Below are 22,454 nucleotides of genomic sequence, written 5' to 3' on the forward strand. Positions count from 1 at the left end.
TTTAACCTAAAGCGACTTTATTTTGGGAGTTTCGTTTAACGACTGCCCTATACCCCGTGCCTGACCATCGGGAAGGCATGGAGGTATAGGGGTGTGTTATGCTCATTTTTATGCGGTAAGTCTAGTTAATATACTTCCAACTATCGAAATCAAGATAGCCTTTATTCGCATTATTTTGCTAGGAAGCATCTGAAAAGATTTTTTCAAGATTGAAAAACAACGGCCTTTAGTTTTGAATCAGTACTTACTCAGAAATAGAAATCACGATATAGCCTACCAAAGGATTTGTTTTATCGAATTCTGTTTTCCCTACATCTATTTTTAACTTGAAATCTCTTGTGGATTCTATGGCAATGATTTCTTCATAAGTTTTTCCCTTATTTTCAAAGTCACAACCGGAGTTAAAGTCTACACTAGAATAAGTAATGGCGTACGAAGAGTTCACTTTATAAAATTGATCGAAGTGTTCGCGTGCTGTTTTATTGTAATCAGCGGCAGAAGCATAATAAGAGCCTTCAATTACTTCATTTTCTGACAGATTATACCTTTTGCAACTTAAACGATAATTTGGTTTGGTACCATCACTTGTTAATATAATGAGGGTATATTTGCCATAATAATCATCTAGTTTAATATTGGCGACTGCCCTTTTTACTCCCCAGCCACTTACTGTGACCCGATCGTTTTCGCTTAATGCTTTCTGTAATTTTTCTACACTTTGCTCAAAGTGTGCTTCCCGATTACTGCTAAATAGTCTATCGAAACGTGCTTCTTTCATTCGCTTATTCCGCGCCCGCCATTCCTCCAAGTTTTTCTCATATTGTTTCTGATTCTCTGCCCAAATTTGATCCGCCAAATTATCTCCTTTTAGTAGTTTTTCTTCTATTGATTGTGTTTCTCCTATCACAAAAAAGACGGTACATCCTGCATTTGCTTTTGAATCAGCTTTCGTCATAAAAATAGTTCGACCTGCATAATCAAAAGCATAATGAGTTACCCTAACGAGATTTTCTTTTGCTGAATTAGGATCTGAGTAATATCTCAAATACTTAGAAACATAATTTTCATCCAAGACATATTCCCCTGATTTAAATCGTTCAGGAGTTTCAAACATATATGTCCCGATAAAATTATCAAGGATTTTGGTTTCTTCACCATTGAAAAAATAAGACAACAGTGTTGAATTATTCGATTTGTCAGCCGTTTTGTAACCTGTTACTCGATTAAATAGGGGTAAATCCGTTTTTAATCCATCCTCTTTGCCACTCTTTAATATATTTTCAAACTGCTCGTTAAACTGCTTCCAGTTATAGCTTGTTATGGTCATGCGCCCCTCTTCTCTAGTGTATATAAAGCCATACGGAATATTGTCTTCTTCAATCACATAATGGTCATCTACTTGTGATCGATCAATTAGACCTTTGTGTTTTTCAATGTGAAAGGAGAGATAGTAATGCCTCAGATAATCTGCTCGTAATACTAATTGACATATTCCCGTTTTGGGATCAACGCTGATTTCTGACTTTAAACCAGGGAAGTCTGTAAAAATAGTATTGTAATAGTGTTTGCCATCCACAGTTTTCTGAATATCTCCTGCTTTTAAATTGTCAAAACCTGTTTTAGTAGCAGTAAATGTTTCTTTGAAAGGGAAATTTCTCAGAAAGTAGATCTCATTTTTTTCATCAATTAACTCTTTGTTTACTTTAGTCAACTCTTCTTTAGACATCCCTTCTATCCTGTTCTTATCGTCTACGAGCTGTTTAATTTTTGCAATAGGGTTAAGTATGTAGTTATCAATTGTTTCCTTGTCTTTGGTTTTGCAATAAATGAGATACATTTTTACTTTTTGGTTATTCACAACAAGCAAAGAATCGTCCCCCGAATTATAAATTTTAATTTTTCCTTTAGATATATTATAAAAAAACCATTTCCCTTCGGACAAAGGTACTTCTATTTTAGTAGTCTTAGAGGTTAAAATAATAGTATATGATACATAGTCGATGTGAGCTACAAACTTCGTTTTTGGATATTTCTTTAAACCTATATTTATCAAATCTAACTGTTCGTTAAATTGAGCTTTAGTAGGCATCACCAACTGGGCGACAGTGGGAGGAGCATATAAAATGAAAGTAGTGAATAGTAGAAATAAAATACTTTTCATATTCAGAAGTTTGATTTTTTTAGGTATCACTTTGAGCATAACTTAAGAATATGCGTCGTTTCAATGACTTATATTCAATGTTAAACGAAGGTAGACGAAAAATTTTACAAAGTCAAGTTTTAAAATACGGCTAAAAAAATTAATATAACCTCGCCAAATAATCAAAATGCTCGCCCTCCAAAACTAATTCGCACTGTAAACCAACTGTTTCACAGGCTAGTTTTAACGTGTTAAAATCTAAGTACAGCCATTTCATTGGGACTTCTTTTTCTCCTTTGTAGCTAATAAAATAATCTAGTTCGCCATAGTAGGTATTGTTGGCATCAAACCAAAAACCACCATCTTCGTCTTCGTACATATATTTAATATCAGAAGAATCGATTAAAATCTGTCCATTTGGTTTCAACAGACTTTTCAATTGTTTTAAATACTTAGCAACCAGATTTAATTTTTGGAAGATGCCGGTACCATTCATGAGCAACAAAATAGTGTTAAATGTTTCGGTTTCGTCTAGTATATCCAAAACATTAGCATTTTTAACGCCACGTTGTTTAGCAACTTCAATGGCACCTTTAGATATGTCAATGGCTTTAATATTTAAGCCTTTTTTCTGTAAATACAAACTATGGCTTCCAGAGCCGCATCCAACATCTAAAGTGTCACCTTTGGCCAGTTGCAATGCTTTTTGTTCTAGTTTTGGCATATCAGAAAAACTCCTAAATAAATAGGGGAGCGGTAAGATATCATCATCAGAGATACTGGTAGCTGTAATGATGTCTTCGGAATAATTTCCGTTTTGATAATCTAGTAACGCTTTGCCAAAAATGTCTTTCATGTTTTTTCATTCTGTCCCGATAGCTATCGGGGACGGGATTGTTTCAGCATCTCATCTTAATTTGTACTTTTACGCCATGCAAGACATTATAAACAATCTTCCAAAGCAAGCCAAAGATAAACATAACGAGAATAAAAAGTTCTTTCAGAAGCTTAAAAAGAAACCACCAAAAAACTTGGATTATGTCATGCAAGAATTGCATGAAAATGAGTTTGAAAGAACCGACTGTTTAGAATGTGCCAATTGCTGTAAAACCACAGGGCCACTATTTACTAATAAAGATATAGAGCGTATATCGAAGTTTTTTAGAATAAAATCTCAACAGTTCATTGAGCACTATTTAAGAATTGATGAAGAAAACGATTTTGTATTGCAACGCGTGCCATGTACGTTTTTAGGAGCCGATAATTACTGTTCTATTTATCAGGTACGCCCCAAGGCATGTAGAGAGTTTCCGCATACCGATAGGAAAAAGTTTCAACAAATTTCAAATCTTACCCTAAAGAACGTAGCTATTTGTCCTGCAGCTTTTAACATTGTAGAAGAAATGAAAAAACGAATTAAATAATTATATTTAGTACATAATTTATTTTGTTTGGAAGCAATTCTGAATTATTTCGAAATCATTTCACCTCCCCACAAATCAAGGCTTATTATTGGGAGCCTTACCATTTTTTGGATTATTGAAGGTACTATTCATTTATTTAAATTTAGATACAACAAAAGGAGACATTCCATTCCAAATGTGTTTTTTTAAATGGGTACGAATTTAAACAAAGAGATTAATGTTCAAGGTCATCGGGGGTGCAGAGGTCTTATGCCCGAAAATACTATTGAGGCTTTTGAAAAAGCTATAGACCTTGGTGTACATACTCTAGAAATGGATGTTGTAATTTCTAAGGATAAAATAGTTGTTGTTTCCCACGAGCCATTTATGAGCAAAACCTATTGTTTAAATCTTGAAGGCAACCAGATTAGAGAGATTATGGATAAACAGTACAATCTCTATAAAATGACGTTTGATAGTCTACAATTGTTTGATTGCGGTTCTAAAAAACATCCAAGGTTACCCGAACAAAAAAACTTTAAAACTCATAAACCAGCACTGGGAGATGTTCTTAAAAAAGCCATGTTTAGAAACCCCATTATTAAATTCAATATCGAATTAAAAGCGCGTCCTAAATGGGATAATAAATATACACCTGAACCAAAAGAATTTGTAGCCTTGGTTTTAAAAGTTATTGAAGAAAATGCTGTGTTTAATCAAACTAATCTACAAAGTTTTATTTGCGTGTTTTAGAAGAAATTAAACGACAATCACCAAAAATGAAAGTAGCATTGCTGGTTGATGCAGGCGAAGCTGTTTTGGGGAAAATGACTAAAATGTCGTATGTCCCTGAGATTATCAGTCCGTATTTTAAATTGTTAGATGCCAAAACTGTTAAAAATTTTCAAGCAGAAAACTTTAAGATTATTCCGTGGACAGTCAACGAAGTTGAAGATTTACAGCAAATGATAGATTTTGGTGTTGACGGTATTATTACCGATTACCCAGATAGATTAATTGAACTTTTGAATTAATCATAAATCAAATATTTTTCCCTTATTTTCTTAAAAGTATCTAAATCTTTTTGCCATGTTGCTTTAATGTTAGCTTCAGACATTCCAGATTCAATTTGTTTTTGCAGTTTTGCTGTTCCTGCATGTTTTGTAAATCCCTCTGTTAAAAAGAACTTAGACTTATCAGTTGAATTTTCATAGGCTTTAATAATCCACTTTAGTGTCATTTCATCATTTATTTCAACATTACTTAAATCTTCACCATAACATAATTCTCCTCTATGTTTTGGGTACTTGGCTCCAAAGTTGGCTTGAGGAGTATAGCTAAATGTCATGGTTTTAGGATTTAGAAAAGGTGCTCCATAACGTTGAAATTGAAATTCTGTGCCACGACCCGCATTGATATTGGTGCCTTCAAACAAGCCAAGACTTGGATACAATGCAATAGATTTATCATTAGGTAAATTAGGTGAGGGTCTTATGGGTAGACTATAAGGAGTTTTATGGGTGTAGTTTTTAACGGGTACTACTGTAATTTTACATTGTAATCCATTAGCTAACCATTTTTCGCCATTAATCATTTTAGCATACTCGCCAACGGTCATGCCATGCACCAATGGAATAGGATGCATACCAAGAAAACTCTGGTTTTCAATTTTTAAAGTTGGTCCGTCTATGTAATGCCCATTGGGGTTTGGTCTATCTAAAATAAGCATAGGAATATTAGCTTCGGCGCAGGCTTCCATAACGTTATGAAGTGTTGAAATATAAGTGTAAAAGCGAACGCCCACATCTTGTATATCAAAAACAACAATATCTAAATCCTTTAGTGTTTCTAGAGTTGGTTTTCTGTGTTTTCCATGAAGGGATAAAATGGGCAATTGTGTTTTAGTATCAACACCATCTTTAACTAGTTCGCCAGCATCTGCGTTTCCTCTAAAGCCATGTTCAGGCGAAAATACTTTTTTGATATCAACATTTTGAGACAATAGAGTATCTACTATATGTGTATAGGAGTTACCTTCTTTAAAAACAACACTTGTCTGATTTGCAACAATACCAACGCGTTTTCCTTTTAACAACGGTAAATAATTTTCAGTTTGATTCGCTCCAACAACAACGCTTGTGTCACTCTGAACTTCTGTAATGAGCGAAGTGGAAGTATGTTTCTGGGTTTTACCATTATTCACATCACCTTTCTTTACTTTAAAAGCACAAGAAATAAGTACTAAAACAATCCCGAGAATTATCGGGAATAAAACAGTATTTTTGAAACAACTAAATCGCATAAATAGATTTGAATTACGAGTATTTTATAGCTAAACGCATTGTTAGTAGTAAGTCGTATAAAAGTAGTGTTTCGGCACCAATAATAAAAATTGGTATTGCCGCAATTGCTATTGGTATTATAGTAATGATGATTGCTATTGCTACAGGTATTGGGCTGCAACAGAAAATTAGAGATAAAGTAGTTGCTTTTAATGGGCATGTGCTTATTACAAATTATGATAGTAATAACTCAGAAGAAAGTATCACACCCATTTCTATTAATCAGGAATTTTATCCAGAGTTTAAATCGGTTGAAGGCGTTGAGCATATTCAAGCTGTAGCTTCAAAGTACGGTGTTATTAGAACCGATAAAGATTTTGAGGCGGCTTATTTAAAAGGTGTAGGCGCAGACTATAACTGGAAATATTTTAATGAGTTTTTAATAGAAGGACGATTACCCGATTATACGCAAAAAAGAAATGAAGATGTTTTAATATCACAATATTTAGCCAACCGATTAGAGCTAAAATTGAATGAAACCTTTCAAATGGTCTTTCCAAAGGACGACCCAGAAAAATTACCTAACATTATTACGTATACTATTGTTGGTATTTACAATTCTGGATTTCAAGATTTTGATGCTAACTATATTATAGGTGATATTAGGCACATACAACGCATTAATAATTGGGAAAAAGACCTAATAGGAAATTTTGAAGTATTTATAAGCAATTATGATGAACTTGAACAAAAAGGTTTTGAGATTTATGATAATACACCGTCAGTACTCAATACACAGACCATCACAGATAAATATAGTTCTATTTTTGAATGGATAAAGATTTTTGATACTAATATTTATGGTATTATTGGTATTATGATTTTGGTTGCTGGTATCAATATGATTACAGCGCTTTTGGTCTTAATATTAGAGCGTACTCAAATGATTGGTATTTTAAAAGCACTGGGCAGTAGTAATTGGAGCATACGTAAACTATTTATTTATAATGCAGCCTATTTAATTCTTTTAGGTTTGTTTTGGGGTAATTTGTTAGGATTAGCATTACTGTTTGCGCAAAAATATTTTAAACTTTTTCCTTTGGATCCTAGTGTGTATTATGTAACACAAGCACCTGTTTATATTAGTGCTTTTTACATTTTAGCATTAAATATTGGTACTTTGATGATGTGTTTATTAATGCTTTTAGTACCTTCTTACATTATTACAAAAATATCACCAGTAAAAGCGATTAGGTTTGATTGATATGTTTTAGGGCTGATTTATTTACAAAGGTTTAATAACATGTAAATGTTAATACAATTACAAAATCTACTTCAAAATTATGGAGTCAATTTCTAATTTAAAATCTTCAGCTCTTTTATTACCAATTAAAAAGGCAATCATTTCAAGCTGTTTACCTGGGAAGTTTGGGGCATTTAGTTTACGTCCTCTAAAAGAAGGATACATGGTATTGAAAGGAATTTCAATGGTTTCCCAATCACCTGAAGTTTCAAAATGAACTACGTATGAGTGATACTCATCATTACTTGACTTTACCCGAAACTGATAGGTTTTTCTGTCTCCTTTAAGTTTTATACATACTTTTGAAAAACCAGAAATATCTTTTACGTTAAAGAGATACTGTACCATTGAGAACCCGCCATTATTTTCAAGTGAAACATAACCAGTAAACAAACCATTGCCAGCATTGTTTAAACTAAAGTTCCCATTGGAGTTACCTCCCATAACTACATCATCAACAATGCGCCACTTGGTGCAATCACTTTTTTCAGTAAAATCAAATATTGTCATTTGGTTTTGTGTGATAATTAAAATAATAAAAAATAGAGAGTTTTTCATTTTTAGAGCTCTAATGGCCTTCAATATCACTTATATGATGCTCTAATGCTTTTACGGAAATTTGAATTTCCCAAATTAAAAACGCTAATGATAAGATTAACAAAATTAAAGCTAAACCAAATACCCAAACTGCAATAGTGTGCTGTTCTATATAAATTAAAAACATGGTTAAAACACATAATAAAAGGCTGCTGATGCCTAAAATTTGCATGGATCTAGTTAAATATAAGCGCTTTTTAATATTTTGAATTTGTGCCATAAGTACGTTGTCTTTATTTTTAACATACTTGGCATGTAAACTTCTAATAGTAGCAGCGTACACTAAAAACCTGTTGGTGTAGGCCAACATAATTAAAGAGATGGCAGAAAATAGTAGGGCAGGTGTAGTGAGTGTAAGTGTTTCCATAAAAAAGGCTTTGCAGCAAAATTACAAAGTTTAGGTTAAGAAATAGAAAGATTGAAAGTTGATCTTAATTAAATACTTCTTAAAGTTAGCTATAATAATTTGTGTTAACATTTCTTTACTCTAAGAAGTGAATATGAAGACCTAATTTGTGATACAGTTGTTTAATATAACATGAAATATTTGTATATCTCAAACGTTGTTAAAACAACTTGTATTATAGGTTTATATTACTATTTTTGTATCCATCTGAATAAAATTTACTTCATGAAATTAAGATACTTTTTTGCGTTAATATCTGTTTTATTAACGGCAGCTAATTATGCTCAAGTTAATCAGGAAGATGTACTTTTTTTGGTAGATAATGAGCCAATTTATGTTTCTGAATTTATAAGGGTTTACAACAAAAACCTTGATTTAGTTCAGGATGAATCTCAAAAAAATGTTGATGAATATCTAAAACTATTTACCAGCTATAAATTGAAATTAAAGGAAGCTAAGGCTCAAGGGCTACAAAATAAACCCTCTTATAAAAGAGAATTATCTACTTATAAAAAGCAGTTAGCTCAAAGCTTTATCTCGAACACAAAAGTTACAGACGCATTGGTAGAAGAAGCCTATGAGAGAATTTCTTTTGATATAAAAGCAAATCATATTTTGGTTAAGTTAGCTGAAAATGCCAATCCTGAGGACACCCTAAGGGCCTACAATGAAATTACCAAATTACGTAATAGAACCTTGAATGAAGGTTTTGAAAAAGTTAGAAAAGAAGTACACAATGGGCAAACTATTTTTGGAGAAGAGTTAGGATATTTTTCTGGGTTTAGAATGGTTTACAAATTTGAAACAGCTGCCTTTAATACTCCAGTAGGAGAAATATCTCAACCATTTAGAACTAGATTTGGATATCATATTGTGAATGTGTTAGATAAAAGAAAAGCTAGAGGTGAATGTACTGTGGCCCACATCATGGTAGTTGATAAAAAAGGAGATACAATTATCAAGCCCGAAGTTAGAATTCAGGAAATCTATCAAAAATTACAACAAGGAGAAGATTTTGAAGCCTTGGCAAAACAATTTTCAGACGATAAAAGTTCAGCATCCAAAGGCGGAACACTTGCGCCATTTTCTAGTGGACAATTAAGTGCGCCAGAGTTTGAGGAAGTCGCTTTTTCATTAGTTAATAAAAATGATATTTCAAAGCCTTTTAAAACTGCTTATGGGTGGCATATAGTAAAGCTAATTGAAAAAAAACCAATACCATTATTTGAAGACATAAGACCCGAGTTGGAAGTAAAAGTAAAGAGAGATGATAGATCCAAACTAATAGATGAAGCGTTATATAATTCACTAAAAAAACAGTATGACATTAATGCTAATGAATCAGGCTTAGATTATTTTATATCTATCATTACAGAAGACTATTTTAAACGAACTTGGAAATTGCCTGATAACTTCAAAGCAGACGAGCCTTTGTTTAAAATAGGAAAAAAGCAGTTTTACTTTAAAGATTTTGGAGCGTATTTATTAAATGGTCAGAAAGGAAGGTTGCTTAGAGTACCATTTGATACTTTAGTTAAAAATAAATACGATACATTTTTAAATGAAAGTTTGGTGCAGTATAAAGAAGAAAATCTAGAACACGAAAATAAAGAATATGCACATATCTTATCAGAGTATAGAGACGGCTTGTTGTTATTTGATTTAATGGAAGCTACTATTTGGAATGCCGCTAAAACTGATTCTGTTGAAATAGAAAAATTCTACAATGCCAATAAAAATAATTATGTATTGCCGGAGCGTATAGATGCAGTTATAGCCTCTTCTTCAAAGCAAAAAACGCTTAAAAAAGTGGCTAAACTACTAGAGAAAGGTATGGAATTAGATAAAATAAAAACCCTAATTAATGGAAATGATAAAATAGAGGTGATTTTTACTACAGGCATTATTGAAGCGGGAAATCAATCAATACCCAAATCGCTGCCTTTCACAGAAGGCATTTCAAAAATATACAAACACAATGAAAGTTTTGTATTAGTTCAAATTAAAGAGGTATTGCCTTCAACTGAGCAAAGTTTTGAAGAATCAAAGGGCAAAGTAATAAGTGATTATCAAACTTATAAAGAAGAAAGTTGGGTAGAAAATTTGAAAGATAAATATGAGGTTATAATTAATCAAGAAGCCTTGAAAAGAGTAAAAGCAGATATTAAAAACCAATAGGTGTGCAAAATAAATTTGTTTTATTATTTGTTTTAATATTGATACAGTCATGTAGCTTTTTTAAAACTCAAGAAGAACTATCTGCTATTGCTAGGGTAAATGAATCTTATTTGTTCTATGACGATATTAAGAATTTAGTTCCAGAAGGAACAAGCACTTCAGATAGTGTATTTATAGTTCAAAATTATATAAATAAATGGGCAACACAACAATTATTGATGGATGGTGCTCTCTTAAACTTAAGTGAATCAAAACAACAGTTTTTTAATAAATTAGTTGACCAATATAAAAATGATTTATACACTAAAGCTTATATGGAAGCATTAGTAAAAAAAAATATTGATACTGTAGTTACTAATGATGAAGCTCTAAAATATTATGAGAATAACAAAGAAGCATTTAAACTAAACGAAGAACTCATTAAGTTTAGATACATTCATGTTGATGAAAATATCATTGATTATGACATCATAAAGAAAAAGTTCAAGCGTTTCGAAAATCATGATAAAAAGGAATTAGATTCTATATCACTTCAGTTTAAATCTTACTCATTAAATGATTCTATTTGGATAAAACTGAGTCAAGTAATTGAAAAAATTCCAGTAATAACCCCTGAAGAGAAATCTGAACTGTTAAAAAAATCTAATTTTATACAACTCAAAGATTCATTAGGAGTATATTTGATGCAAATTAATGATGTGTTGTTAAGAAATGATGCAGCTCCATTAGAATATATTAAGCCTACTATAAATCAAATAGTTATCAATAAAAGGAAACTGGAACTTATTAGGCAATTAGAAAAGGACATTACAAAAGATGCTATTAAAAACAAACAATTTGAGATATATAAATAATCAAAAAGCAACAATTATTTTACTTTTTACTGTATTCTTTTTTGGTGCAATTACTGCTCAAGAAATAATAGAAGATAAGCCTAAAGAAAAACCTTCACAAAAAAGAGATAGTGTGTTTTCGTCTTTCAATGCTCTTAAAGTAGATGGTGTTGCTGCTGTGGTTGGAGAGTACATTGTTTTAGAGTCAGATATTCCAAAAGAGCGTGAACAAATTCTTGCAGCAGGGGGGAATTTAGATGGTGTGACAGATTGTCAATTGATGGGATCTTTGCTAGAAAATAAGTTGTATGCGCACCACGCTGTTCAAGATAGTATTCTGGTGTCTGATGCTGAGATTCGTAGTCAGGTAGATTATCAAGTTCAACAGTTTTTACAATACTTTAATGGTTCTATGGAAAGACTTTTGGAATACTATAAGAAAGACGATGAAGCAAGCTTTAGAGAGGAGATGTTCGAAATTAATAAGAACAATCAGTTGGCGGCTAAAATGCGTAGTAAAATTGTTGAAGAAGTAGAAATTACACCAGAGGAGGTCAGAGAATTTTTTAATGCTATTCCTGTTGATAAAAGACCACGATTTGGTACAGAATTAAAAGTTGCTCAAATTGTAGCAGAACCCAAAGTTTCTGAAGAAGAAGAACAAAGAATTATTGATAGACTTAATGGTTTCAAAGAAGACGTAGAGCTTAGAGGTGCTAGTTTTAGATCAAAAGCTGTATTATACGGTGAGGACCCAGGTTTAAAACAGGCTGGCTATGTTTACACTCTAGACAGAAATAAACCTAGAATGGTAAAAGAATTTAGGCAGGCAGCCTTTGCATTAAAGGAAGGTGAGGTTTCAGAGCCATTTAAAACTGATTTTGGATATCATATTGTTTATTGTCAAAAAATAAGAGGTCAAAGGTATGATGTAAGCCATATTCTTTTAAAACCTAAAGTATCTTATGACGCTGTTGAAGAAGCTAAGCAAAGACTCGAAAATATTAGAAGACGTATTATAGATGGTGATATTTCGTTTGCTGACGCAGCAAAAGAGGCAAGTGATGAAAAGGAAACTAAAAATGATGGTGGTCAGTTAATTAACCCTGAAACACAAGATTATAATTTTGAATTAACTAGGATGGATACCGAACTATATGCTCAAATTCAAAATTTAAAAGAAAATGAGGTTAGTTTAGTGATGAAAGATGAAGATAATCGTGGTGATGTTAAGTTTAAAATTTTGATGGTTTCTGATAGAGTAGATGAACACACGGCTGATTATGCAAGAGACTTTTTGAAAATTAAAGAATTGGCATTAAAGGAAAAACAGTTAAAGGCAATTGAAAAGTGGCAAGATGAAAAAATATTGGATACCTACATAAAAATTAGTGGATCTTATAGAGATTGTAAATTTTCTGGTAATTGGCTAAAAAAATAAATTATGTCTGACGTTGCTACCGTAGAACGGTTTGTAAAAAAATATCAAGAGTTAAAACAAGAGATAGCTAAAGTAATTGTTGGACAGGATGAAGTTGTAAATCAAATTTTAATTTCTATATTTTCAGGAGGACACTCATTATTAATTGGAGTTCCAGGATTAGCAAAAACTTTAATGGTTAATACTATTGCAAAGGCTTTAGGATTAGATTTTAAGCGTATTCAGTTTACACCAGACTTAATGCCAAGTGATATTTTAGGAAGTGAAATTTTAGATGAAGACAGGCATTTTAAATTTGTTAAAGGTCCTATTTTTGCTAACATTATTTTAGCAGATGAAATAAATAGAACACCGCCAAAAACTCAAGCAGCTTTATTAGAGGCTATGCAAGAAAGAGCGGTTACCGTAGCTGGTCACCATTATAAATTGAGCTTACCATATTTTGTGTTAGCCACACAAAACCCTATCGAGCAAGAAGGTACCTATCCATTACCTGAAGCACAGTTAGATCGTTTTATGTTTGCTATTAATTTAAACTATCCTTCTTTTGATGAAGAAGTAGAAGTGGTAAAGGCCACTACAAATGATGAAATTATAGAGGTTAAACCGTTATTCACTGCTGAAGAAATATTGAGTTTTCAGCATGTAATTCGTCGTATTCCAGTGGCAGATAATGTTATAGAGTATGCTGTGTCAATGGTTGGTAAAACTAGACCTGATAGTGATGCTGCTGTAGATTTAGTAAAACAATATATAGATTGGGGAGCAGGACCTAGAGCATCACAGAATCTTATTTTAGCAGCTAAAGCACACGCAGTAATAAACGGAAAGTTTTCACCAGATATTGAAGATGTTCAAGCTGTAGCAAATAGTATTCTACGTCATAGAATTATTAAAAACTATAAAGCGGAAGCTGAAGGTATAACGGAGAATCAAATAATTAGTAGCTTATTTTAGTAGAATTCTAATATCTCTTTTAAGCTGATTTACAGATGTAGGTTCTAGTAAATCATAAAAGCCTCTTATGTGTTTTTGTTTATCAACTAAAGCTACAAAAGAAGAATGATAAAAATCTATGGTATTTTCTTTTTCTGAAAAGCTTGTTCTAAATAAATTGGCAGCGTTTGAGAGGTTGTTTTCATTACCAGTTACAAAAACCCATTTTCTACTATCAATACCCGTGGTTCTACCATATTTGTTTAAAATTTCTACAGTATCGTATTTAGGGTCAATACTTATCGATACAATTTTAAAATCATGATCTTTCTCAAAATCTTTAGCAATATTAATTAATCCCGATTTCATTTTAGGACAAATGCTTGGACATCGAGTAAAGAAAAAATTGGCAATATAAACGCTGTTATCTACGTGGGTTTCATTGAACGTTTGGTTGTTTTGATCAGTAAAATTTAAATGGTCTATTTTATAAATGACTTGACGACCTTCTTCATTAATAAACCTACTTAGAACAGGTAATTTGTCCTCATGAAAACATGAAGTTAGCAAAGTCATAAAAAATAATAATCTTAACTTTTTAATTGGCACTGTAATATGATTTAATTTTCGTGTCCATTTCAGAATCGTAAAAAAATAAAAACATACTTGCCATCATATCCTGTGTCTTATTGGAAGTGTTATTGGTAATCAACTCTATTTGATATTCGTGTTCAGGATACATTAAAACACCTTCTTTACTTGAAAAGCTAGGGGTACTAGTCAATCCAATTCTGTTAGTATGGTTTTTTACTTTGCATTTATAAATTATATTGTTAGTTGTGATATCTCTTAAAACAAACTCTTTAGCAAAAGGGTGTAAGTGAGGAGTAATATGATGTAAACTAACCGTGTCTTTAATTGCCAACTGAGTTGTAACATTACTTTTAAAAGTTTTTGTGCCTGGAAAAATTTTCCAATGCCCTGAAAAATATTGACCATCTTCGTTTGTATAGACATGGTTTTTTGTTTCAACTGGAATACAGGAATTAGCATTGCTTTCATTATAAGAAGCATCACGATTATTAATGTCAAAGGGAAGCATCATGTAGATAGTTTTGGGCATTAATGGTTTAATATTATCACTTTTAGAGTAGTTTATTGAGATATCATGTTTTATTTGAAAAACACTATCCTTAATATTGTGATTTAATGATTGCGTAACCATAAAAAATGTTTCATTGCCCCAAAAAGGAAACCCATAACCATTTGGGAAATTTATGGATTCTATACCATGGGATAATGATATTAATCTGGGGTATTGACTGTTGATTCGGTTTAATAAATTCCAACGTCCATGGTGCTCTTGGTCAATATAGTTAATATTCATATGGCAAATAAAATCGTTAGAGATGGGGGTGTCACTTTTAGTATGTTTCGCTTTAACTTTAAAACCTGTCATCCAAAATAAGGAATCGTTATTAGGTTCTATATTAAAGTATTGCATAGCTTTTGGACCTTCCATAGATTTATAAATGCCATCAATAAGTAGGGAAGGAGATTCAAACCCTAATTTATTGTCCTCATTTGTTTTATTCCAATCGCTATCAATTAATTTAAGAAAATGTAAGGTTCTGGTTTTAACTATAGCTTTGTGTCTGTTAGATAAATTAAAGTAGTATATTAGACCAACAATAGAAAAGATTAACAATATTATCAGGAATATTTTATAAGTTTTTTTCATCTGCAAAATTAAAATTCCGTCTATCCAAATGTACTAATATTTTACTGCCAGAAATTACTAATGCAAATGAATTATAAGTTTCGAGAATTAATTAGCAACCATGATGAACTTTTTTGGATTCGATTTGCTGCTTTTTTGGCTTTTGTAATACCAATGGGTTTGGCCCCATCAATATGGTTTTCTAATCGTGATTTTCCTTTGATTTCTGTCTTTAGTGGGTTTTGGAGGTTAAATTTGTATTTAGATCTTTTAATTGCTTTTGTATTCGTTGTTTGTTTTTTAATTTTTGTTTTTAAACCTAAATGGTTTGCAGGTATTTTAGTGGGAGGCATTTATTTATTTTGGATTATTTTAGATCAAAATAGAATACAGCCATTTTATTTTGAAATAGTTTTTATGGTGTTTGCTTTAACTCAATTTAGGTCCAATAGCCAGATAGCAAAGCAATGCGTGCTTATAATCTTGATAGGGACTTATTTTTGGAGTGGAGTACACAAATTTAATGATGTTTTTTTTGAAAAATGGTTGCTAGGGCTTGAAAATCGAATCCCATATGTGCCTAGCTGGATGAAGGTATGTTTTACTTATACCATTCCTTTTTTAGAGGCTTCTTTTGGAGTAGCTTTATTTTTTAAAGAAACCAGAAGAATAGGCATTTGGCTAATAGCACTAATGCATTTAATAATTTTAACAACATTGGTAATGGATGGTGTGGGATTTTTGATTTTCCCCCTTACTTTCTTTAATGTGTTTACACTGTTTTTTTTGTTCCATAATAAAGAAGATTATTTTTTTAGTAAAAATATCAAGACCCCGAAAATTCTATTTTTTTCTGTTTTAGTCTTTGTGTTACCTGTTTTAAATTTTGTAGGCTTATATGATCATTTACCATCATTTAGTTATTTTTCTGGTAAGCCTAAATATGCCATGGTATACTTTGATAAAGATACTAATCTAGATAAGCTACCAAATAGCATTAGACAATTTGTATTAGTGCATGAAGGACAGAGTTACATTGATTTCAATTATTGGGCAGGTAGTACTATAGAAGTTATGGTTTATCCTGAGAATCGAGTTTATAAAAAGATTCAGACTTATATAGATTCTTACTTTGATGAACCCAAAACCCAATTAGTTTACTATTGATGGCTTCAGAATTAAAACGAAATTTTGGACTCGACTTACTTAGAGCGATTGCTATTGGTTTAGTGCTTATCTCGCACTGTACTTATCTTCTGTTTCCAAAAGATAGTTCATTAGGTGTGACTTTTTTTAGAACAATGGGAGCTGTAGGCGTGGACTTGTTTTTTGTGCTTAGTGGTTATTTGATAGGTGGAATTTTATTAAAACTGGTAACTGAAAAAAGGGCAAATTTTAATGAACTATTTAAGTTTTGGAAAAGACGTTGGTTTAGAACTTTACCCAATTATTTTTTAATATTAATTGTCAATATTCTTTTACTACTTATTCAAGGAATTGGTTTACCAGACAACGTATTCTTATATTTTGGATTTTTACAGAATATTTTATCACCACACCCAGATTTTTTTACAGAAGCCTGGAGTTTATCCATTGAAGAATTTGCATATTTACTACTGCCTTTTGTCATTTTTTTGAGTGTTATACTTTTTAAGAAAGAAAACAGTAAAGGCTTATTTATTTGGGCTTCTGTTTTGATAATAGTTTCATTAACTTTTTTTAAATGGAAATACTTTAAAACGGTCAATGAGGTTAATTATCAAGAGTGGAGTGCGACTTTTCGAAAAGTAGTTATTTATAGGATGGATAGTATATATTTTGGATTTGTTTTGGTTTATCTCATAAGAGCTTTTCCTATATTTATAAAGAAATACAAAAACCTATTACTTCTTTTGGGCTTTAGTTTATTTGTTTTAATACACCTAACTATTTTTTATTTGAACATTCAGCCCCAAACCAATTTATTTTTTTACACTTTTATTTATTTACAAGTAATTATTATAAGTTTAGCAATGTTATTTCCATTTTTTTTGAATTTAAAAAATGTGAAAAAACATATAAATAAAATTGTCTTATTTATCAGTACTAGATCATATGCAATATATCTGATTAATTACTCAATAGTATTGTTAAGTGTTGAAAAACTAATGCATGCTTATGTTCCATCAATACTTGAAAAATGGATTTTTGTAATAATATTTATAGTAATAACTTTAGTTGTCTCTAATATGGTATATGTTTATTTTGAGAAGCCTATATTACAATACAGAGATAGAAAATTTCAAAGATAAGCTTGAAGTCAGAGAAAACTAGGATATATGGATTAGACTTAGTACGAGCCATAGCTATTGCTATGGTAATCTTTTCTCACACACTATATATTTTTCAAGGATATAACAATATAATGACTCAAGGAATGCAGATTGTGGGGGTTCAAGGAGTAGAAATATTTTTTGTCTTAAGTGGGTTTTTAATTGGAGAAATACTTTTAAGGTTATTGAAAAATGGGAATTTCACAAAAAAAGTAATGCTTCATTTTTGGTTAAGGCGTTGGTTTAGAACATTACCATTATATTTTTTAATGCTTATCGTTAATATTACAGTGGCATTAATTATTGGTTTCAATTTACCTCAAGACATTTGGAAGTATTTTTTCTTTTGGCAAAATTTTATAGAGTATCATATTCCTTTTTTTCCAGAATCATGGAGTTTGTCTGTTGAAGAATATGCCTATATATTAGCTCCAATTTGTATTTATATCTTTAGTAGACCGTTTAAAAAGAAAGATGTAGTTTTTTTATATGTTTCCATCTTTTTGGTACTTGTGTTTTTTATTACTAAAATGGGGTATTATTTCTCAACATTAAATGAACCTCAATCATGGGAAGTGTGGAACTCGAGGTTAAAAGCTATTGTAGTATATAGGCTTGATGCTATTTTTTACGGATTTATTTTAGCATATGTATTTAATCGAAACCAAACTAAATTTAAACAGATTAAAGATAGTCTCTTTGTTGTTGGAATTAGCTTTTGGTTTTTGTTTATAATTTTAATGCCGCTTTTGGGAGTAACCATACAAAAGTTTCCGTTTTATTGGAATGTTCTCTACTTGCCTCTAAACTCCATAGGAATATGTTTGATCTTTCCATACTTTTATTTCTTAAAAAAACCACACAAAAGGGTTGCAAAGCTTATTGAGAGTATAAGTTTATATTCTTATGCTGTATACTTATTGCACTACACGTTTATACTTTATGTAATTAGACTCTGTTTTGATTTCAATACTTTTAGCTTTTTAGAGCGTATTATTTGTGCTATTTTATATGTTCTGGGAACTTATATATTATCTAAGTTGGTATATATCTATTTTGAAAAACCTACAACTGATTTAAGAGATTCTAAACTCATTAAAAGATATTTTAATTAATAAGTTAATAAATCATCATTTTCAGCATACAAAAGTTGAAAAATAAACAATCATTTCATTTAATAATGACACAATAATAATTACGTAGAACTACGTATTCTTATGTCATTATTAGTTTTAAATCTTTACATTAATTTCGTATTTTGCGTCGCTTTTTGAAAAAACGTTTTTTATTTTTTAAGAGCCAATTTAATCATTGAAATACTTCATTTATGCAAACATATAACGATTACATCAAGGAGATTGAGGAAAGAAAAGCTCAGGGGTTACATCCTAAGCCAATTGATGCGGCTGAATTAGTAAGCGAGATTATCACTCAGATTAAAGATTCAGATAATCCACACAGAAAAGATTCTCTAAACTTTTTTATTTACAACACCTTACCTGGTACAACCAGTGCAGCAGGCGTAAAAGCAAAATTTTTAAAAGAAATTATCCTTGGTGAATCAATTGTAGAAGAAATCAAACCAACTTTTGCATTTGAGCAATTATCTCACATGAAAGGAGGACCTTCAATAGAGGTGTTATTAGATCTTGCTTTAGGGCATGATACTCTTATTGCTGAAGAAGCTGCTAAAGTATTAAAAACACAAGTGTTCTTATACGAAGCAGATACAGATCGCTTAGAAGAAGCTTACAAAGCGGGAAACACTATCGCTAAAGATATTATTGAAAGTTACGCTCAAGCAGAATTTTTTACAAAACTTCCTGAAGTTGAAGAAGAAATTAAAGTAGTGACTTTCATTGCTGGTGTTGGAGATATTTCAACAGATTTGTTATCACCTGGAGCCGATGCTCACTCAAGATCTGACAGAGAACTGCATGGGCAGTGTATTTTTGAGCATAATAAAGATATGCAAAATGAACTTTTGGAGCTTAAAGAACAGCACCCTGACAAACGAGTGATGCTAGTGGCAGAAAAAGGAACTATGGGGGTGGGGTCCTCAAGAATGTCGGGAGTAAACAACGTGGCTTTATGGACTGGTATTTCTTCAAGTCCTTATGTACCATTTATCAACATTGCTCCTGTAATAGCAGGTACAAATGGCATTGCTCCCATTTTCTTAACTACGGTTGGAGTAACTGGAGGCATAGGTATTGACCTTAAAAACTGGGTAACAAAAAAAGATGCTGATGGCAAAACCATTTATGATGCTGATGGTGAGCCAGTTTTAGAACAAGTATATTCTGTTGAAACAGGAACTGTTCTTACCATCAATACAAAAGAAAAGAAACTTTATAACGGAAATAAAGAATTAAAGGATATTTCTACAGCATTGACTCCACAAAAAATGGAGTTCATTAAAGCAGGAGGTTCTTATGCTGTTGTTTTTGGTAAAAAACTGCAAACCTTTGCTTGTAAGGTTTTAGACATCGATGTGCCTCAGGTGTATGCGCCTTCTAAAGAAATATCAATAGAAGGGCAAGGATTAACTGCAGTTGAAAAGATTTTTAATAAAAATGCCGTAGGTACTACACCAGGGAAAACATTACATACGGGTTCTAATGTTCGTGTTGAAGTTAATATTGTAGGGTCTCAAGATACTACTGGATTAATGACTTCGCAGGAGTTAGAGATGATGGCAGCTACCGTAATCTCTCCAATTGTTGATGCAGGTTACCAATCAGGATGTCATACGGCATCGGTTTGGGATGATAAATCTAAAGCAAACATTCCTAAGTTGATGAAATTTATGAATGACTTTGGTTTAATAACTGGTCGTGATCCTAAAGGTAAGTATCACGCTATGACAGATGTAATCCATAAAGTATTAAATGACATTACTGTTGATGACTGGGATATTATTATTGGTGGAGATTCACATACACGAATGTCTAAAGGCGTGGCTTTTGGAGCAGATTCAGGAACCGTTGCCTTAGCTTTGGCTACCGGTGAAGCTACCATGCCAATTCCAGAATCGGTTAAAGTAACTTTTAAAGGAGACATGAGAAGTTACATGGATTTCCGAGATGTGGTTCATGCAACGCAACAGCAAATGTTAAAACAATTTGGTGGTGAAAACGTGTTCCAAGGTCGTGTAATTGAAGTACATATAGGTACTTTAACATCAGACCAAGCTTTTACATTCACAGATTGGACCGCAGAAATGAAAGCTAAAGCTTCTATTTGTATTTCAGAAGATGAAACTTTAATTGAATCTTTAGAGATTGCCAGAGACCGTATTCAAATCATGATTGAAAAGGGTATGGATAACGATAAGCAAGTTCTTAAAGGTTTGGTTGATAAGGCAAATAATAGAATACAAGAAGTTAAGACCGGTATTAAACCAGCATTAAAACCAGATGCTAATGCTAAATATTATGCTGAGGTTATCATAGATTTGGATGAAATTGCAGAACCAATGATAGCAGATCCAGATGTTAATAATGAGGATGTATCCAAACGCTATACACATGATACTATCCGTTCATTATCTTATTACGGCGGTACTAAAAAAGTAGATTTAGGGTTTGTTGGTTCTTGTATGGTTCATAAGGGTGATATGAAAATATTAGCTCAAATGTTAAAGAATATTGAAGCACAACACGGAAAAGTAGAGTTTAAAGCGCCATTGGTAGTTGCACCTCCAACATACAATATTGTTGATGAATTAAAAGCTGAAGGAGATTGGGAAGTGTTGCAAAAATATTCAGGATTTGAATTTGACGATAGTGCACCAAAAGGACTGGCACGTACTAAGTATGAGAATATGTTGTATTTAGAGCGTCCTGGATGCAACCTTTGTATGGGGAATCAAGAAAAGGCAGAACCAGGTGATACGGTTATGGCCACTTCTACGCGTTTATTCCAAGGGCGTGTTGTAAAAGATTCTGGTGAGAAAAAAGGAGAGTCTTTATTATCGTCTACACCAGTAGTGGTGTTGTCAACTATTTTAGGCAGAACGCCTACTATGAAAGAATATGAAGCAGCAGTAGATGGTATTGTTTTAACAAAGTTTAAACCATCTAAAAAAGAATTGGTTGCTTTATAAAAAAGTTAGTTTTCTAATAAATATTAAAGTCCGAGTTTTAAACTCGGACTTTTTTCTTCTCATAACGGTCACTTCGAGTGTCCCGAACTTGTTTCGGGATGTATCGAGAAGTTGGGCGTTCCCTCCTTAGGTTGGGTCGGGCTTTCACTACTCAATCTTTTTAAAAACCTCATTGCGAAGCAGGTACGACTGTGGCAATCTATAAAATTTTATTTCTATCCTAGTAACAATTCTCCTTTACAGTTTTAAAAAGGATTTCAAACAAACCGTTCAATCCCTAACACGCGTACTTGCTATCGAAGTTTTAAATTCTAAATTTTGGGGTTTTTGGAGCGGTTCGTTTAACTGCAGGGTTAAACGTAGTTCTGCTTAGAGAATGAAAAGATAATAAATTCTTGAGCAATAATTAGAGAAAAGGACTTCCATATACTCTCTAATTATTGATTGTCAATTAGCTTCGCGAAAGCGAAGCGTAAATTGTAGAATTTATTGGCTTGGGAATTCGAGAAGCAGGATNTAACCGACGATGTCGCACGTTTTGGCTCGAAGCCCGCAGAAGGCGATATTTTTAGGATAGGTTTTAGTAGTAATTTGGTTTAACCCTGCAGATGATAGCACATGCTTTAAGATGCATTGTCTGCGAAGCAGCGCAGATTAAAGTTCGCCTTTGGCGAATGTGCTATCATCTTAAGAATATGTGTCGTTTTAATGACTTATATTCGACGTTAAACGAAGGTAGTTAAAAATTCTTACAAAATCAAGTGGTTTGTTGTCATGTTTAAAGAATAAAGTAGT

19 protein-coding genes are annotated in these 22,454 nt (G+C 32.1%); 12 read left to right on the forward strand and 7 right to left on the reverse strand.

The window, feature by feature from the left end; translation table 11 throughout:
* Positions 1 to 244: 244 nt before the first annotated feature.
* Positions 245 to 2,161: a hypothetical protein gene (locus tag E1J38_RS12040; protein ID WP_133357102.1), complete on the reverse strand. Its 1,917-nt coding sequence runs from the start codon at positions 2,159 to 2,161 to the stop codon at positions 245 to 247.
* 139 nt (positions 2,162 to 2,300) lie between these two features.
* Entirely contained in the window at positions 2,301 to 2,996 is a 696-nt protein-coding gene (locus tag E1J38_RS12045; RefSeq protein WP_133357103.1) for a class I SAM-dependent methyltransferase, read from the reverse strand.
* A 76-nt stretch (positions 2,997 to 3,072) separates the two neighbouring features.
* Between E1J38_RS12045 and E1J38_RS12050 the strand changes: the two genes are divergently transcribed.
* The 3 genes from E1J38_RS12050 (at position 3,073) to E1J38_RS12060 (ending at position 4,577) form a co-directional block, all read left to right on the forward strand.
* Positions 3,073 to 3,564, forward strand: a complete 492-nt coding sequence (locus tag E1J38_RS12050) for a YkgJ family cysteine cluster protein (RefSeq protein ID WP_133357104.1) — start codon at positions 3,073 to 3,075, stop codon at positions 3,562 to 3,564.
* 189 nt (positions 3,565 to 3,753) lie between these two features.
* Positions 3,754 to 4,296, forward strand: a complete 543-nt coding sequence (locus E1J38_RS12055) for a glycerophosphodiester phosphodiesterase family protein (RefSeq protein WP_133357105.1) — start codon at positions 3,754 to 3,756, stop codon at positions 4,294 to 4,296.
* 26 nt (positions 4,297 to 4,322) lie between these two features.
* Positions 4,323 to 4,577 (forward strand): glycerophosphodiester phosphodiesterase, encoded by a 255-nt coding sequence (locus E1J38_RS12060; RefSeq protein ID WP_133357106.1) that lies wholly within the window; start codon positions 4,323 to 4,325, stop codon positions 4,575 to 4,577.
* On the opposite strand, the gene E1J38_RS12065 is transcribed toward E1J38_RS12060, so the two are convergent.
* A complete protein-coding gene (locus E1J38_RS12065) occupies positions 4,574 to 5,845 on the reverse strand; it encodes an exo-beta-N-acetylmuramidase NamZ family protein (RefSeq protein ID WP_133357107.1) in 1,272 nt (423 codons plus the stop codon). The genes E1J38_RS12060 and E1J38_RS12065 overlap by 4 nt on opposite strands.
* 8 nt (positions 5,846 to 5,853) lie before the next feature.
* Between E1J38_RS12065 and E1J38_RS12070 the strand changes: the two genes are divergently transcribed.
* Entirely contained in the window at positions 5,854 to 7,089 is a 1,236-nt protein-coding gene (locus E1J38_RS12070) for an ABC transporter permease (RefSeq protein ID WP_133357108.1), read from the forward strand.
* A 66-nt stretch (positions 7,090 to 7,155) separates the two neighbouring features.
* Here the strand turns inward: E1J38_RS12070 and E1J38_RS12075 are convergent, their stop codons facing one another.
* Entirely contained in the window at positions 7,156 to 7,638 is a 483-nt protein-coding gene (locus tag E1J38_RS12075) for a CIA30 family protein (protein ID WP_133357150.1), read from the reverse strand.
* 58 nt (positions 7,639 to 7,696) lie between these two features.
* Positions 7,697 to 8,092 carry a DUF2721 domain-containing protein gene (locus E1J38_RS12080; RefSeq protein WP_133357109.1) on the reverse strand — a complete coding sequence of 132 codons (396 nt, stop codon included), beginning with the start codon at positions 8,090 to 8,092 and terminating at the stop codon, positions 7,697 to 7,699.
* A gap of 264 nt (positions 8,093 to 8,356) precedes the next feature.
* Between E1J38_RS12080 and E1J38_RS12085 the strand changes: the two genes are divergently transcribed.
* Genes E1J38_RS12085 through E1J38_RS12100 form a run of 4 tightly spaced genes read left to right on the forward strand, consistent with a single transcriptional unit; the run spans position 8,357 to position 13,540 of the window.
* Positions 8,357 to 10,309 carry a peptidylprolyl isomerase gene (locus E1J38_RS12085; protein WP_133357110.1) on the forward strand — a complete coding sequence of 651 codons (1,953 nt, stop codon included), beginning with the start codon at positions 8,357 to 8,359 and terminating at the stop codon, positions 10,307 to 10,309.
* Between the two features lie 2 nt (positions 10,310 to 10,311).
* Positions 10,312 to 11,163, forward strand: coding sequence for a peptidyl-prolyl cis-trans isomerase (locus E1J38_RS12090; protein ID WP_133357111.1), 852 nt, complete (start codon positions 10,312 to 10,314; stop codon positions 11,161 to 11,163).
* The gene (locus tag E1J38_RS12095) at positions 11,126 to 12,583 is read left to right on the forward strand and encodes a peptidylprolyl isomerase (RefSeq protein WP_133357112.1); all 1,458 of its coding nucleotides are present in this window, start codon (positions 11,126 to 11,128) and stop codon (positions 12,581 to 12,583) included. Before E1J38_RS12090 ends, E1J38_RS12095 begins: the two co-directional genes overlap by 38 nt.
* A gap of 3 nt (positions 12,584 to 12,586) precedes the next feature.
* Positions 12,587 to 13,540, forward strand: coding sequence for an AAA family ATPase (locus tag E1J38_RS12100; RefSeq protein ID WP_133357113.1), 954 nt, complete (start codon positions 12,587 to 12,589; stop codon positions 13,538 to 13,540).
* Here the strand turns inward: E1J38_RS12100 and E1J38_RS12105 are convergent.
* Positions 13,532 to 14,095, reverse strand: a complete 564-nt coding sequence (locus tag E1J38_RS12105; RefSeq protein WP_133357114.1) for an SCO family protein — start codon at positions 14,093 to 14,095, stop codon at positions 13,532 to 13,534. The two genes, E1J38_RS12100 and E1J38_RS12105, sit on opposite strands and share 9 nt — an antisense overlap.
* Before the next feature lie 22 nt (positions 14,096 to 14,117).
* Positions 14,118 to 15,260: a hypothetical protein gene (locus tag E1J38_RS12110; protein ID WP_133357115.1), complete on the reverse strand. Its 1,143-nt coding sequence runs from the start codon at positions 15,258 to 15,260 to the stop codon at positions 14,118 to 14,120.
* 66 nt (positions 15,261 to 15,326) lie between these two features.
* On the opposite strand from E1J38_RS12110, the gene E1J38_RS12115 reads away from it, so the two are divergent.
* From E1J38_RS12115 to E1J38_RS12130, 4 genes are all read left to right on the forward strand, one after another.
* Positions 15,327 to 16,406 carry a MauE/DoxX family redox-associated membrane protein gene (locus tag E1J38_RS12115; RefSeq protein ID WP_133357116.1) on the forward strand — a complete coding sequence of 360 codons (1,080 nt, stop codon included), beginning with the start codon at positions 15,327 to 15,329 and terminating at the stop codon, positions 16,404 to 16,406.
* On the forward strand, positions 16,406 to 17,530 hold the full coding sequence (locus E1J38_RS12120) for an acyltransferase family protein (RefSeq protein WP_133357117.1): 1,125 nt from the start codon (positions 16,406 to 16,408) through the stop codon (positions 17,528 to 17,530). The genes E1J38_RS12115 and E1J38_RS12120 overlap by 1 nt, the downstream gene beginning before the upstream one ends.
* Before the next feature lie 2 nt (positions 17,531 to 17,532).
* Positions 17,533 to 18,666, forward strand: a complete 1,134-nt coding sequence (locus tag E1J38_RS12125; RefSeq protein WP_133357118.1) for an acyltransferase family protein — start codon at positions 17,533 to 17,535, stop codon at positions 18,664 to 18,666.
* 212 nt (positions 18,667 to 18,878) lie between these two features.
* Entirely contained in the window at positions 18,879 to 21,659 is a 2,781-nt protein-coding gene (locus E1J38_RS12130; RefSeq protein ID WP_133357119.1) for a bifunctional aconitate hydratase 2/2-methylisocitrate dehydratase, read from the forward strand.
* Positions 21,660 to 22,454: the final 795 nt, after the last annotated feature.

It is taken from the genome of Seonamhaeicola sediminis, from assembly GCF_004358095.2.
Taxonomy (GTDB): Bacteria; Bacteroidota; Bacteroidia; order Flavobacteriales; family Flavobacteriaceae; genus Seonamhaeicola; species Seonamhaeicola sediminis.

Excerpts from the sequence above, each read along its gene's own strand:
- E1J38_RS12040 (WP_133357102.1), bottom strand. The coding sequence starts at position 2,161 with ATGAAAAGTATTTTATTTCTACTATTCACTACTTTCATTTTATATGCT.
- E1J38_RS12045 (WP_133357103.1), bottom strand. The coding sequence starts at position 2,996 with ATGAAAGACATTTTTGGCAAAGCGTTACTAGATTATCAAAACGGAAAT.
- E1J38_RS12050 (WP_133357104.1), top strand. The coding sequence starts at position 3,073 with ATGCAAGACATTATAAACAATCTTCCAAAGCAAGCCAAAGATAAACAT.
- E1J38_RS12055 (WP_133357105.1), top strand. The coding sequence starts at position 3,754 with ATGGGTACGAATTTAAACAAAGAGATTAATGTTCAAGGTCATCGGGGG.
- E1J38_RS12060 (WP_133357106.1), top strand. The coding sequence starts at position 4,323 with ATGAAAGTAGCATTGCTGGTTGATGCAGGCGAAGCTGTTTTGGGGAAA.
- E1J38_RS12065 (WP_133357107.1), bottom strand. The coding sequence starts at position 5,845 with ATGCGATTTAGTTGTTTCAAAAATACTGTTTTATTCCCGATAATTCTC.
- E1J38_RS12075 (WP_133357150.1), bottom strand. The coding sequence starts at position 7,638 with ATGACAATATTTGATTTTACTGAAAAAAGTGATTGCACCAAGTGGCGC.
- E1J38_RS12080 (WP_133357109.1), bottom strand. The coding sequence starts at position 8,092 with ATGGAAACACTTACACTCACTACACCTGCCCTACTATTTTCTGCCATC.
- E1J38_RS12085 (WP_133357110.1), top strand. The coding sequence starts at position 8,357 with ATGAAATTAAGATACTTTTTTGCGTTAATATCTGTTTTATTAACGGCA.
- E1J38_RS12095 (WP_133357112.1), top strand. The coding sequence starts at position 11,126 with ATGCTATTAAAAACAAACAATTTGAGATATATAAATAATCAAAAAGCA.
- E1J38_RS12100 (WP_133357113.1), top strand. The coding sequence starts at position 12,587 with ATGTCTGACGTTGCTACCGTAGAACGGTTTGTAAAAAAATATCAAGAG.
- E1J38_RS12105 (WP_133357114.1), bottom strand. The coding sequence starts at position 14,095 with ATGACTTTGCTAACTTCATGTTTTCATGAGGACAAATTACCTGTTCTA.
- E1J38_RS12110 (WP_133357115.1), bottom strand. The coding sequence starts at position 15,260 with ATGAAAAAAACTTATAAAATATTCCTGATAATATTGTTAATCTTTTCT.
- E1J38_RS12115 (WP_133357116.1), top strand. The coding sequence starts at position 15,327 with ATGAATTATAAGTTTCGAGAATTAATTAGCAACCATGATGAACTTTTT.
- E1J38_RS12120 (WP_133357117.1), top strand. The coding sequence starts at position 16,406 with ATGGCTTCAGAATTAAAACGAAATTTTGGACTCGACTTACTTAGAGCG.
- E1J38_RS12130 (WP_133357119.1), top strand. The coding sequence starts at position 18,879 with ATGCAAACATATAACGATTACATCAAGGAGATTGAGGAAAGAAAAGCT.